The 13384-nt window shown below is 65.0% G+C and carries 9 protein-coding genes; 5 read left to right on the top strand and 4 right to left on the bottom strand.

What is annotated here, in order from left to right; all coding sequences use genetic code 11:
- Positions 1-50 precede the first annotated feature (50 nt).
- The 3 genes from pssA to lipA form a co-directional block, all read right to left on the bottom strand.
- Positions 51-668: a CDP-diacylglycerol--serine O-phosphatidyltransferase gene (gene pssA, locus AC0969_RS17460; RefSeq protein WP_479625431.1), complete on the bottom strand. Its 618-nt coding sequence runs from the start codon at positions 666-668 to the stop codon at positions 51-53.
- Between the two features lie 112 nt (positions 669-780).
- Positions 781-4212, bottom strand: coding sequence for a DEAD/DEAH box helicase (locus tag AC0969_RS17455; protein WP_479625430.1), 3432 nt, complete (start codon positions 4210-4212; stop codon positions 781-783).
- Positions 4213-5208 (bottom strand): lipoyl synthase, encoded by a 996-nt coding sequence (gene lipA / locus AC0969_RS17450; RefSeq protein ID WP_479625429.1) that lies wholly within the window; start codon positions 5206-5208, stop codon positions 4213-4215.
- A gap of 306 nt (positions 5209-5514) precedes the next feature.
- On the opposite strand from lipA, the gene phaP reads away from it, so the two are divergent.
- The 4 genes from phaP (at position 5515) to AC0969_RS17430 (ending at position 11372) form a co-directional block, all read left to right on the top strand.
- Positions 5515-6027: a TIGR01841 family phasin gene (phaP, locus tag AC0969_RS17445; protein WP_479625428.1), complete on the top strand. Its 513-nt coding sequence runs from the start codon at positions 5515-5517 to the stop codon at positions 6025-6027.
- Positions 6028-6126: 99 nt separating this feature from the next.
- Positions 6127-6657, top strand: coding sequence for a DUF2760 domain-containing protein (locus AC0969_RS17440; protein ID WP_479625427.1), 531 nt, complete (start codon positions 6127-6129; stop codon positions 6655-6657).
- On the top strand, positions 6654-8486 hold the full coding sequence (locus AC0969_RS17435; protein ID WP_479625426.1) for an Hsp70 family protein: 1833 nt from the start codon (positions 6654-6656) through the stop codon (positions 8484-8486). Before AC0969_RS17440 ends, AC0969_RS17435 begins: the two co-directional genes overlap by 4 nt.
- A 171-nt stretch (positions 8487-8657) precedes the next feature.
- The gene (locus AC0969_RS17430) at positions 8658-11372 is read left to right on the top strand and encodes an Hsp70 family protein (RefSeq protein WP_479625425.1); all 2715 of its coding nucleotides are present in this window, start codon (positions 8658-8660) and stop codon (positions 11370-11372) included.
- Between the two features lie 69 nt (positions 11373-11441).
- On the opposite strand, the gene chvE is transcribed toward AC0969_RS17430, so the two are convergent.
- Positions 11442-12518, bottom strand: a complete 1077-nt coding sequence (gene chvE / locus AC0969_RS17425; protein ID WP_479625424.1) for a multiple monosaccharide ABC transporter substrate-binding protein — start codon at positions 12516-12518, stop codon at positions 11442-11444.
- Positions 12519-12785: 267 nt separating this feature from the next.
- Between chvE and AC0969_RS17420 the strand changes: the two genes are divergently transcribed.
- Positions 12786-13367 (top strand): 3'-5' exonuclease, encoded by a 582-nt coding sequence (locus tag AC0969_RS17420; protein WP_479625423.1) that lies wholly within the window; start codon positions 12786-12788, stop codon positions 13365-13367.
- The last annotated feature ends 17 nt before the right edge of the window (positions 13368-13384 follow it).

Raw genomic sequence — 13384 nt, 5'->3', positions numbered from 1 at the left:
GGGGGTTGGCGAAAAGCGCTTGCGCTGTAGCTTGGGGGTGAGCCTATGGTTTATGGCTTGGGAATGCGGATGCGGCTGATCATTAAAGATCCAGACAGCGCAAACAGCAACACCAGTGGGTGCAGCGTAAAGCCTGCCAGCACCATGGAGCCGCCCCACAGGTCTTGCCGCACATTCCCGGTCCAGGCGGCCATGCCCAGCATAAAGACCAGCACGATGGAGGTGGGAATGGGCGTGCCTTCAAAGTATTTCACCTTGTCCGAGCCCTGCGACAGCGTCTCTGCCGTCACGTTGTAGCGCGCCAGCCGCGACACCCCGCAGGCCACAAAGAAGGCCAGCACGATGCGGTCATACAGCCCCTGCATGCCGCAGCCGTAGGCGATGATGGCCGGGGCCACGCCAAACGAGATCACGTCGGCCAGCGAATCCAACTCGCGCCCCAGGATGGAGGTTTTTTGCCGCCAGCGGGCAATCTTGCCGTCGAACACATCGAACACAAACGCTGCCAGTACCAGCCAGCAGGCAAAGTACACGTGCCGCACATCGTTCAGCTCCAGGTAGGTCATCACCGAAAACAGCGCCCCCACGCCGCACACCGCGTTGGCCAGCGTGAACCAGTCCGCCAGGTGGAACTCGCGGATCATGGAGAAGGGTTTTTGGGCTGGCATGGGATGCGGCTCCTGTGGGTGAGGGGGCGGGTCAAGGCTATGAGGATACCCGCCCTGCATTTATTTGTGAAAAATACGACTCCAGCGCATATGCTACCTGCGCAAGAAGCTACTATTTCGATAGCGGCCGCAGCAGCTCCTGCAAATCTGTCTCCGAGAACAGCGGCTCCTTGCGGCCTTGGGCACCGCTGTACATGCTCTCGGCCAGGGCGGCTTTGCGCTCTTGCAGGGCCAGGATGCGCTCCTCAATCGTGCCCTGCGCCACCAGCTTCACCACCCACACGCTGTGCGTCTGGCCGATACGGTGGGCGCGGTCGGTGGCCTGGGTTTCCACGGCGGGGTTCCACCAGGGGTCGAAATGGATCACGGTGTCGGCCTGGGGCAGGTTCAGGCCCACGCCCCCGGCTTTCAGGCTGATCAAGAACAAGGGCACCGCGCCGCTGGTGAACTGGTCGATGATCTGGTCGCGCTTTTGCGACTGGCCGGTGAGCTTGACCCAGGGGATGTTGCGGGCTTTGAGTTCCACCTCGATGCGCGCCAGCATGGTGGTGAACTGCGAGAACAGCAGCACCTTGCGGCCCTCGGCCAGCATCTCGGGCAGGATTTCCATCAGCTGGTCGAGCTTGGCCGACTGCGTGACCTTTTTGGCCGACTCCAGCTTCAGCAGCCCCGGGTCGCAGCAGACCTGGCGCAGCTTGAGCAGCGCGTCCAGGATGGTGATGTGCGACTTGGCCAAGCCCTTGCTGTCTAGCGCCTCGCGCACGGCTTTTTCGGTGGTCAGGCGGATGGCTTCGTACAGGTCGGCCTGCGGTCCCTCCAGCTCGACGCGCATCACGGTCTCCACCTTGGGCGGCAGTTCGTGGGCCACCACTGCCTTGGTGCGGCGCAGCATGAAGGGGGTGATGCGGTTGCGCAGTTGCGTTAGCCGTTCGGTGTCGCCGCGCTTCTCGATCGGGGTGCGGAATAGCGTGCCGAACTTGGCCTGGCTACCCAGAAAGCCGGGCATCAAAAAGTGGAACAGGCTCCAGATTTCGCCCAGGTGGTTTTCCATCGGCGTGCCACTCAAGGCCAGGCGGTGGTTGGTTTGCAGCTCGGCCACCACCTGCGCGGCCTGGGTGCTGGCGTTTTTGATGTTTTGGGCTTCGTCCAGCACCACGATATGCCAGGGCGCTTGCAACCAGCCTTCGCGGTCGCGTTGCAGCAGCGAATAGGGGGCGATGACCACGTCATGTTCGTGGGTGGTGTCAGAAACTTCGTGGCGGTCTTGGCCGTGCAGCACCAGGGTGCGCAGGCCGGGGCAGAAGCGCTGGGCCTCGCGCTGCCAGTTGCCCATCAGGCTGACCGGGGCAATGATGAGGGCCGGGTGGGTCAGGCGGCCTGCGTCTTTTTCGACCTGGAGGTGGGCCAGGGTTTGCAGGGTTTTGCCCAGGCCCATGTCGTCGGCCAGGATGCCGTTCAGCCCGGCACGGCGCAGGAATTGCAGCCAGTTCAGCCCCTGCTGCTGGTAGGGGCGCAGGCTGGCGTGCACGCCCTCGGGCAGGGGCACTTCGGGCAGGGCGCTGCGGCCGGCCAGTTGCGCCACCAGTTCTTGCAGGGCGGCCGCTCCGGTCCACACTGCGCCTTCGCCCAAGGCGGCTCCGGCGCGCAGAGCTTCCAGGCGGCTCAGACGCAGGCTGTCACCCTCCATGTCGTGCTGGCGGTCGCCCACCAGCTCCAGCAGGGCGGCCAGCCAGGGGCGCAGCGGTGCGGTGGGCACGCGGATGAAGCTGTCGTCGGGTTTGCGCAGGTAGACAAACGGCGGCAGGCTGCGTTCGCCCGTGGCCTCATCCGCCGGGGCGTTGGCCAATTGGTTCAGCAGGCTGGGCAGCCAGGGCAGGATGTTGTGCCGCTCGCCGTTGATCTCCATGCCCAGGGACAGGTCGAACCACGGCGATGCGTCGGGGTCGTTGGCGTTTTGCGCTTCCATTTGCACGTCGAGGGCATCGGCGCGCTGCAGCCAGTCGGTGAGCGCATCGTCGCGGGTGACGCTAAAGCCGTGGGCACGGAAGGCGGCAAAGTCGGTGTCTGCCCAGTCCAGCCAGGTTTGCTGGCTTTGGGAGCCGGGAATGAAGTAGCCGGCTTCGGGCGTGCCCAGAAGGCCGAGGGCGCAGAGCTTGGCATCCAGGGCCTTCTCGGCGACCTTGTCGCGGATCAGCAGGGTGCGGGTGTTGCCCTGCGAGACGATCACGCTGGCATCCATGTGGTCCCAGCTGCCGCGCAGCCCGGCGTAGTCGAACGCCAGCTTGGCGCACAGCAAGCCGAGCTCGGACTCTTCTTTTTTGGCGACGGGCGACAAGTGCAGGTGGCCGGTAGGTACTACGCCTTGCACCGTGGGCAGCGGTTTGAGGGTGGGCGGCATGGCCACGGCAGCCAGGCGGCGGGTCAGTGGCAATTGCAGCGGCTCGATGGCCGATTGCGGCATGGGCGGCGCGTTCAGCAGCAGTGGCAGTTGCTCGGAGGTGATGCCCTGGGTCTGGGCCAGGCCGCAGGTGCCTTGGGCAACATCGAGGTACAGCGGCGGGTGGTTAGCGTAGATCTGGGCAGTGGGGCTTCTGGTCTGGGTTTCCAGGGTCCACACGGGTTCTCCGCCGACGCGCTCCGGGGCTTCTTGCCAGGTCCAGCCCAGTTCCATCGGCGTACCCAGGCGCAGTGGTGCACCCAGATAGCCGCCATCGGCGTGGGCAAACAAGCGCCCGGTATCCGAGGCAATTTGCAACGCCAGCTGCCCCGCAGCGTCTTGCAGCACGGCTTTTTGGCTGGCGGCATAGCCATACGTGCTGCCGCCCGTGGACATCGTTTTGAGCAGGCGCAGCAGCTCTTGCTCGGCGGGGCTGGCGGCATCAAACAGCTCTTGGCCGGGGTAAGGCGCGGTGTTGACGGTTTTGGGCTTGGCCCAGTCGCCGCTTTTTTTCCGGTAGGTTTTCAGCAACTGGAGTTGCAGGATCTGGTGGGTTTGCGTGGTCGTGGTCGTGGTCGTGGTGGGGGCCAGCACGTAGACAAAGCTCTCGGCCTGCGCACTGTCGGGTGGGGGGCTGCTGCGCCGGTCCAGTGCGTCAAATTGGGCCAGCCACTGGCGCACCTTCAGGGCGGCAGCATCGCGGGCGCGTTGTTCGGCGGCCAGGCGGGCGGCGGCCAGCTCGGCATCGGTGGGGGGCTTGGCCGGTGTGGCTGTGGCCGTAGTTTTGGCCTGGGTGCGGTAGGCAGCCTTCAACGATAGGGCTACGGCGTGCTTGCAATCCACGCCCACCGGGCAGCTGCAGTCGGCATCCCAGTGGGTCAGCATGCCGTGCACGTTGATGTGCAGGCGGATGCTTTGGGTGTAGGGCTGGCGTTCGCTGCCCTGTACGCTGCCGGTGAGTTGCCAACGGCCGTTGTCGATGGCGCGGACTTCTATGTCTAGCACCTTCTGGCCCCGGTATAGGGTCAGACCCCGTTCCAGCACCGCATCCGAGACGTAGTTGCCGAGATTGCGGGGGTTGAACCAGAGGCCGCCAACCGTCGCCATTTACAGCGCGGGGGCGTTAGAGAAAGCGTGTTCGGCCTGCTTGTCGGCGTGGTAGCTGCTGCGCACCATCGCGCCCACGGCGGCGTGGCTGAAGCCCATTTCATAGGCCTTGGTCTCGAACATCTTGAAGGTGTCGGGGTGTACGTAGCGCTTCACCGGCAGGTGGCTGTTGCTGGGCGACAGGTACTGGCCGATGGTCAGCATGTCGATGTGGTGGTCGCGCATGTCTTGCATGATTTGCAAAATCTCTTCGTCCGTCTCGCCCAAGCCGACCATGATGCCGCTCTTGGTCGGCACGTTCGGGTGCAGGGCTTTGAACTTTTTCAGCAGGTTCAGGCTGAACAGGTAATCCGAGCCGGGGCGGGCCTCTTTGTATAGGCGGGGCGCGGTCTCTAAATTGTGGTTCATTACGTCCGGCGGGGCCAGCTTCAAAATCTCCAAAGCGCGGTCGTCGCGGCCCCGGAAGTCGGGCACCAGCACCTCGATCTGGGTCTGGGGAGACAACTCACGGATGTTCTTGATGCACTCCACAAAATGCCCGGCACCGCCGTCGCGCAGGTCGTCGCGGTCCACGCTGGTGATCACCACGTATTTGAGTTTGAGCTTGGCGATGGTCTTGGCCAGGTTCAGCGGCTCGTCTGCGTCCAGCGGGTCGGGGCGGCCGTGGCCCACGTCGCAAAACGGGCAGCGGCGGGTGCACTTGTCGCCCATGATCATGAAAGTGGCCGTGCCCTTGCCAAAGCATTCGCCGATGTTGGGGCAGCTGGCTTCTTCGCACACCGTGTGCAGGTTGTTCTCGCGCAGGATTTGCTTGATTTCGTTGAACCGGGTGCTGGGCGAACCGGCCTTGACGCGGATCCAGTCGGGTTTTTTCAGCACTTCGCCCTGGATCACCTTGACCGGGATGCGCGACAGCTTGGCACCGGCCTTTTGCTTGGCAAGCGGGTTGTAAGTCTCTACAGATTGCGCGTCGCGGACGACTTCGGTGGTGCTCATGGGCGGGTTTCTTTGTCAGGATGGCCAGGGTGGCGATTATCGCTGGTGTATTGCCAACACCCCCAGGCTACAGTGCTGTGCACTTTCCTTGCAGGGGGCCATACCAGTGGCCCGGCAAAGCCGGGGCCAGCCATCCCTTGGCGGTATGCGTTCGGGCTACAGCTTGTGTTTCTGGATGTAACTCCGTCGAAATTAGAGCTTCCTGTCTTTGAACTGTCGCAAAGTGAGCGATATAGTTCAGTCCATGTTGCAGTGCAACATAAAACCTTGTACTGCCCGACCTCACTTTTATTGATTGGAAACACCATGCTGAACTTTGAACAAATCACCGCCAACCAAAAAGCCGCTGTTGCCAGCATGTTTAACCTGTCCAATTCGTTGTTTGACAGTGCGCAAAGCCTGGTCAAGCTGAACCTGCAAGCCGCCAAGACTACGCTGCAAGAAGCCGAAGAAGCCGCCCTGACCGCTGCTTCGATCAAAGACCCGAAAGAACTGGGCGAGCTGACCACCAAAATGCTGAAGGCTGCGCCTGAAAAGGCTGCTTCCTACCTGCGCCATGTGCAAGCCATTGCCACCGCCAGCAGCACCGAAGTGCGCACCTATGTGGAAACCGCCACCTCCAGTGCCAAGGCCGAGCTGGCCACGCTGGTCGAAGCCGCAGTGAAGAACGCACCTGCTGGCAGCGAAAACGCTGTGGCCCTGGTGAAGTCGGCTGTAGCCGCTGCCACCACCGCGTTTGAAACCGCCCAAGCTTCCGCCAAGGAAGCCACCGACAAGGCTGTTGAAGCCGTAGTCGCTCAAATGGAAGCCAAGGCTTAAGCCAGCTTCCTGTGTGCGGCCTTGGGGTCGCACATCGCGGACAATATCGCCTTACGGCCTGGTTAATCACCGGGCCGTTTGTCTTTGTGGAGAACCAATATGAACAACGCCCCCTCATTTTTTGCCCGCTTGTCCCTGGCCCTTGCCGTGTTGGGCGACAGCAAGCTGGCCGCCCAGTTGCAGGATGTACGCAACGGAGTCGTGCCCGCCGCGCCGCCTACACCACCACCTGCGCCCGTCCTCAAGGTCGCCACCCCCGATGCCGCCTTGCAGTTGCTGGGCCTGCTACAGCGCGAAGCCCGGTTTGTGGACTTCATCCAGGAAGACGTGGCCAGCTATTCGGATGCCGACATCGGCGGCGCCGCCCGCCTGGTGCACACCGGCTGCCGCAAAGTGCTGCAAGAACACTTCACCCTGGCCCCGGCACGCCCCGAGGCCGAAGGCAGCCGCATCGTGTTGGAGGCCGGGTTTGATGCCAGTGCCAACCGCCTGACCGGCAACGTGGTGGGCAATGCCCCGTTTCGCGGCACGCTGCGCCACCCCGGCTGGAAGGCCACCGACGTGCGCCTGCCCCGCACCACCGAAGGCCACGACCCGCGCGTCATCGCCGCCGCCGAGGTGGAGCTGTGAACGGCCCCCATAACTCTCGATACGCCATCGGTATCGACCTGGGCACCACCCATTGCGCCTTGTCCTGGGTCGATCTGGCGAACCCCGAAGCCCCGCCGCAGATCCTGCCCATCGCCCAGCAAAGCGCCCCCGGTGCGGTGCAGGACTACGCGCTGCTGCCGTCCTTCATTTACTTGCCGCACGCGAGCGAATTCGCCGACGGCGACCTGGCCCTGCCCTGGCATAGCGACACGCACGCCGTGGTCGGCGAATGGGCCCGCAGCCACGGCGCGCAAACCCCCATCCGCCTGGTCTCCAGCGCCAAAAGCTGGCTCGGCCACGGCGGGGTCGATCGCCGCGCAGCCATCCTGCCGTTTGACGCGCCCGAGGAAGTCGCCCGCATCTCCCCGCTGGAAGCCAGCACCCGCTACCTGGCGCACCTGCGCGATGCCTGGAACCACACGCATCCCGACGCGCCGTTTGACCAGCAGGCGCTGACGGTCACCATCCCCGCGTCCTTCGACCCCGCCGCCCGCGAGCTGACGGCCGAAGCCGCGCAGGCCGCAGGCTATACCGGCGTGACCCTGCTGGAAGAACCCCAGGCCGCCTTGTACAGCTGGATCGCCCAAAGTGCGGGCGGCTGGCGCAAGCAGGTCAAAGTGGGCGACGTGATTCTGGTGGTCGATGTAGGCGGCGGCACCAGCGACTTCTCGCTGATCGCCGTGGTCGAACAAGACGGCAACCTGCAACTGCACCGTGTGGCCGTGGGCGAACACATCCTGCTCGGCGGCGACAACATGGACCTGGCCCTGGCCCACGGTGTGGCCCGCCAACTGGCGGCGGACGGCAAGGCGCTGGACCCGTGGCAGATGCGGGCCCTCACCTACGCCTGCCGTCTGGCCAAGGAAAAACTGCTCACCGATGCGGACGTGCACACCGTGCCGCTGCTCATCCCCAGCCGGGGCGCGCGCCTGATCGGTGGCTCGATTAACGCCGAACTGACCCGCGACGCGCTCACCGCCACCATCCTGGAAGGCTTCTTCCCCCAGGTGGACAGCCACGCCCGCCCCGTCTCCCGTGCCCGTGCGGGCTTGACGCAGCTCGGCCTGCCCTATGCGCAGGACGCAGCCGTTACCCGGCATCTGGCCGCGCTGCTGGGCCGCCAGGTGGGCGCTACCGCCGCGCTGGACGGCTTTGCGGCGCAGCAGGACGCGAGCTTCCTGCACCCCACCGCCGTGCTGTTCAACGGCGGCGTGTTCAAGTCCGAGCTGCTGGTGCAGCGCACCCTGGCCACGCTGAACGGCTGGCTGCAGGCCGAGGGCGCACCCGCAGCCCGCCTGCTCGACGGGGCCGACCTGGACTTCGCTGTGGCCCGGGGTGCCGCCTACTACGGCACCGTGCGCGGTGGCCAGGGCATCCGCATCCGGGGCGGTACGGCCATGGCCTATTACGTGGGCGTGGAATCCGCCATGCCCGCCGTGCCGGGGCTGGAGCCGCCGGTGCAAGCACTGTGCGTGGCCCCGTTCGGCATGGAAGAGGGCACCGAAGCTGCCCTGCCGCCGCAAGAGTTCGGCCTGGTGGTGGGCGAAGCCGTGCGCTTTCGCTTCTTCGGCTCCAGCGTGCGCCGCGATGACACCGTCGGCCAGATGCTGGACTTTTGGACTTCTGACGAACTGCAAGAGCTGGCCGAGATCGAAGCCACCCTGCCCGCCGAGGGCCGGGCGGTGGGCGAAGTTGTCCCCGTGAAGCTGCACGCCCGCGTGTCGGAAATCGGCACGCTGGAGCTGCTGGCCGTGCCGCGTGGAGGTGGCGAGGGCTGGAAGGTGGAGTTCGAGGTGCGTGCAGGCTGATGGCACGCACCGTTGGTGGCGGCCCGCCCCCACCCCGGCCCTCCCCCGAAGGGGGAGGGAGAAATAAGGAGCCCGGCCTTGCTCCCTCCCCCTCCGGGGGAGGGTTGGGGTGGGGGCCGGTTTTATGCATAAAAAAACCATCAAACGCATATAGAAAATGCGTAAGTAGCTATGAATAAAATAGCAAAACCCGCCTTCACCGTCGGCATCGACCTGGGCACGACGCACACCGTGGTGGCCTACGCCAGCACGGCCGCGCGCGGGGCGGCCAAGATCCAGATCTTCGCCATCCCCCAGCTGGTCGCAGCGGGCGAGGTGGCCGCGCTGCCGCTGCTGCCCTCGGTGCGCTTCCACCCCGCGCCCGGCACCTTGTTGACCGCCGATGTGCAATTGCCCTGGCCGTCCACCGAATCCGCCGTGCTGGGCCGCTTCGCCCTGGAGCTGGGCGCGCAGGTGCCGGGCCGCCTGGTGGCCAGCGCCAAAAGCTGGTTGTCGCACACGGCGGTGGACCGCACCGCGCCCATCCTCCCCTGGGGCGCGCCCGACGAGATACCCAAAGTCTCGCCCCTGGCCGCCAGCGCCAGCACCCTGGCCCACGTGCGCGCCGCCTGGAACGCCCAGCACCCGCAAGCCCTGCTGGAGCAGCAGGACATCGTGCTCACTGTGCCCGCGTCGTTTGACGAAGGCGCACGCGCCCTGACGCTGCAAGCCGCCCAACTGGCGGGTTTGCCCAAGGTGCGTTTGATCGAAGAACCCCAGGCCGCGTTTTACGACTGGGTCTACAGCCACCGGGCCACCCTGGCCGCCGATCTGCACGCCACCCGCCGCGTGCTGGTGGTGGATGTGGGCGGTGGCACCACCGACCTGACGCTGATCGACGTCGCTATGGTGGACGGTGAGCCGAAGCTGACCCGCAGCGGCGTGGGCGACCACCTGGTGCTGGGCGGCGACAACATGGACCTGGCGCTGGCTTATTTGGTTGAATCCCGCCTGGGCGGCAGCGAGCGCCTGTCTGCCGCCCAACTGGCCCAACTCACCCAGCGCTGCCGTGCCGCCAAAGAGCTGCTGTGGAGCCCCGGCGCGCCGGAATCCACCACCGTCACGATGCTAGGCAGTGGAAGTAAATTGGTCGGTAGCGCACGTTCGGCCAGCTTGTCGCGCTCTGATTTGGATAGCGTGCTGGTCGAAGGCTTCTTTCCCACCGTGGCCGCCGATGCCGTGCCCCAGCGTGCCCGCAGCGGCCTGGTGGCTTTTGGCCTGCCTTACGCTAGCGACGCGGCCATCACCCGCCACATCGCCGCTTTCTTGCAGCGCCACCTCGGCCAATTGCCCGATGCCTTGCTGCTCAACGGCGGCGTGTTCCATGCGGCATCTCTCGTCCAGCGCTTGCACCACACCCTGAACGGCTGGGCGGCCGCACCCCTGCAGCTGCTGCAAAACCCGCACCTGGATGCCGCCGTGGCCCGTGGTGCGGTGGCTTACGCGCTGGCCCGGGCGGGCAAGGCCCCGCGCATCGGTGGCGGCTCGGCACGCAGCTATTTTTTGGTTTTGGACGACGGCATCACCAGCCAGCGTGGCATCTGCGTGCTGCCCTTCGGGGCCGAAGAGGGCAAAGCCTGCACCCTTGCCGACCGCACCTTCGCCCTGCGCCTGGCCCGCCCGGTGCGCTTCTACCTGGCCAGCAGCGTGGCCGACACCCGCTCCCAGCCGGGTGAGTTGGTGGATTTGTCTACCGGCGGCTTCGTGCGCCTGCCGCCCATTGCCACCGTGGTGCAGACGGACAACAGCGCCCGCGAAGTGCTGGTGCAGCTCAGCACCGCGCTCACCGAGGTCGGCACGCTGGAGATGCACTGCATCGCCGTGGACGATCCTAGCCAGCGCTGGCAACTCGAATTCCAGTTGCGCGGAGATGCCCCGGTGGTGGTGGAAGCCGCGCCGCATCCCCGCCTAGCCGATGCCAGTGTGGCGATTTCCCGCGTGTTTGGCGACCGCAGCCAAGGCGTGGAGGCCAAGGAAGTCAAACAACTCCGCCCCACCCTGGAGCGCCTGCTGGGCAGCCGCGAGGGCTGGGACACCCCCCTCTTACGCACCCTGTTCGCCCAGCTGCTCGACGCTGCCCGCCGCCGCCGCCGCACCGCCCAGCACGAGCGCCAGTGGTTCAATCTGAGCGGCTACGCCCTGCGCCCCGGCTTTGGCCACCCGCTGGACGACTGGCGGGTGCAGCAGATGTGGGAACTGTTCGCACCCGGCATCGCCCACAGCCATGAGCCGCAGCAGTGGTCCGAATGGTGGACGCTGTGGCGGCGTATCGCGGGGGGGCTGACGGCCGAGCAGCAGGACATGGTGTTCGAGGCCATCGCTTTTTACCTACAACCTGTCGGCGGGCAAGACATTCCCACACCCGATGGCCCGCGTATGCAGGGCCTGGACGACATGCTGCGCATGGCCGCGTCGTTCGAGCGCCTGTCGGTGGCCAATAAAGTGCAGCTCGGCAACTGGCTGCTGCAACGTCTGCAAAAACCCGGCGAGAACGTCCAAACCTGGTGGGCGCTGGGCCGCATCGGCGCCCGCCAACCGCTGTACGCCAGCCTGCACCACGTGGTGCCGCCCGAGGTTGCCGCTGTGTGGCTCAAGCAGCTGCTAGCTGCCGACTGGTCGCAGGCCGAACCGGCAGCATTCGCCGCCACGCAAATTGCCCGCGCCACCGGCGACCGCGCCCGCGACATTTCGGATGCCCTGCGCCAGCAGGTGGTAGACCGCCTCAGCGCCGCCCGCGCCGCGCCCGGCTGGATCGCGATGGTGCGCGAGGTGACGGCGCTGGACGCGGCCGACACCAAGCGGGTGTTTGGCGAGTCGCTGCCAGTGGGCTTGCAGTTGGTGGATTGAGGGTGCTATTGTTTATATAGCTGCTAGCGCATGTGCAATATGCGCTGGAGACCTTAATGGCTTAAATCCCTACCGAAACTGCTCCGCCTTGTAATACCCGCTGTCCACCAGCGTCGCGCGCCAGTTCTTCGCATCCACCAGCATTGGTTTGAGCAAAAACGCGGGCACGACTTTCTCGCCGTTGTGGTAGGTTTTTTCGTCGTTCACCGTGGGTTTTTTGCCGGTCAGCAGGGCATCGACCATGGTGGCGGTGACTTGCGCCAGGTCGCGGTTGTCCTTGAAGATGCTGGAGCTTTGCTCGCCGCGCGCGATGGAGCGCACCGAGGGCAGTTCGGCATCTTGCCCGGTGATGGTGGGGAAGGGCGTGCCGTTGGGGCCGTATCCGGCTTTTTTCAACGCCTCGATCAGGTCCATGCTGATGCCGTCGTAGGGCGATAGCACCGCGTCCAGCCGCTGCTTGGTGTAGTGCTTGTCCAAGATGCCTACCAGGCGGGCACGGGCGACCGAACCGCTCCAGCGCAGGGTCGATACCTTGTCCATGCCGATTTGGCCCGAGCCGACCAGCAACTGGCCTTTGTCGAGGTAGGGTTTGAGCACCGACATGGCGCCGTTGTAGAAGAAATGTGCATTGTTGTCGTCGGGCGAACCGGCAAACAGTTCGATGCGGAATGGCCCTTTGCCCGCCGCCAGCCCCAGACGCTGGACGATGTCGCTGCCTTGCAGTACGCCGACCTGGAAGTTGTCAAAGGTGGCGTAATAGTCCACGTGGCTGCTGCCCCGGATCAGCCGGTCGTAGGCGATGACCTTGACCCCTTTGGCGGCGGCGGTTTTGAGCACCGGGGCGAGTTGGGTTCCGTCAATCGCGCTGATCACCAGCACCGTGGCACCCTGGGCCAGCATGTCAGTGATCTGGGCGGTTTGGGTGGGGATGTCGTCGTTGGCGTATTGCAAAATCGCGCGGTAGCCCAGTTTGTCCAGCGACCGGGTCATGGCCAGGCCCTCGATCACCCAGCGTAGCGAGGTGATGGTGGGCAGCGAGATGCCGATGGTGCCTTTGTCGGTTCTGGTGGCGGTTTGCGACCAGGCGGTCAGCGCGCATACGCTGGCAACCATTCCCCCCACCAGCCGTCTGCGGTTGGATTGCATATTGTTTTTGTCTCCAATGGTGTTTTTTGTCACGGAATCGTAGCAGTCCGTTTGCGGGTCGGGTACATCGCAGTTACACGCTGAACCGGTCCCAAAATCCACGGTTTTCCTTTTGCTGGTTCTCCCCCTGGAGTACGCGGCCGCACAGCCTTGGCTTGGTGGACGCGTGCCAACCCGTGGCTGCGCTGGTGGTGCGCATCGCGCAGGTGGACAAGTTTCGCAAAGGAGTGCGGCGGCTGGGTTTTGGTGTGCTGGTGTAATGCAGCCATGAAGAACACCGCTCCCACCAAAGCCGAAACCGCCCTGCTGCCGCCCATGCAGGGCCTGCTGTTAGACCGCATCTTCGTGCCCGCCACACAGGCTGAATTTTCTGCTGCCACGGCCGACATCCTGGCGGCGGGTGCGGTGGGGTTCGATACCGAAGCCCGGCCCACCTTTGCCCCCGGTGAGGTCAGCGACGGCCCGCATGTGGTGCAGTTTGCGCTGCGCACCAAGGCCTATTTGTTCCAACTGCACCGGACTGATTGCCGCCCCTGCCTGCTGGAGATATTGCAGTCCGACGCGGTGCGCAAGGTGGGCTTTGGGCTGGAGCAAGACCGGGGGCAGATCCACGCCAAGTTCGGGGTCACCATGCGCGCCGTGCTCGACCTGAATGCGATTTTCCGCAAAGACGGCTATGGCACCTCGATGGGCGTGCGCGCCGCCGTGGGTGTGGTGCTGCGCCAGCGTTTCCACAAGTCCAAAAAAACCACTACCTCCAACTGGGCCGTGGTGCAGCTGTCGCCCACGCAAATGCTGTACGCCGCCAACGATGCCTATGCGGCGCTGAAGGTGTTTGAGGCGCTGTAACGCCTCGTACACTCGCC

The sequence above is a fragment of the Rhodoferax sp. LB1P47 genome, from assembly GCF_056521445.1.
The sequence above is the reverse complement of the archived record's forward strand: the minus strand, read 5'-3'. Positions and strand labels throughout refer to the sequence as shown.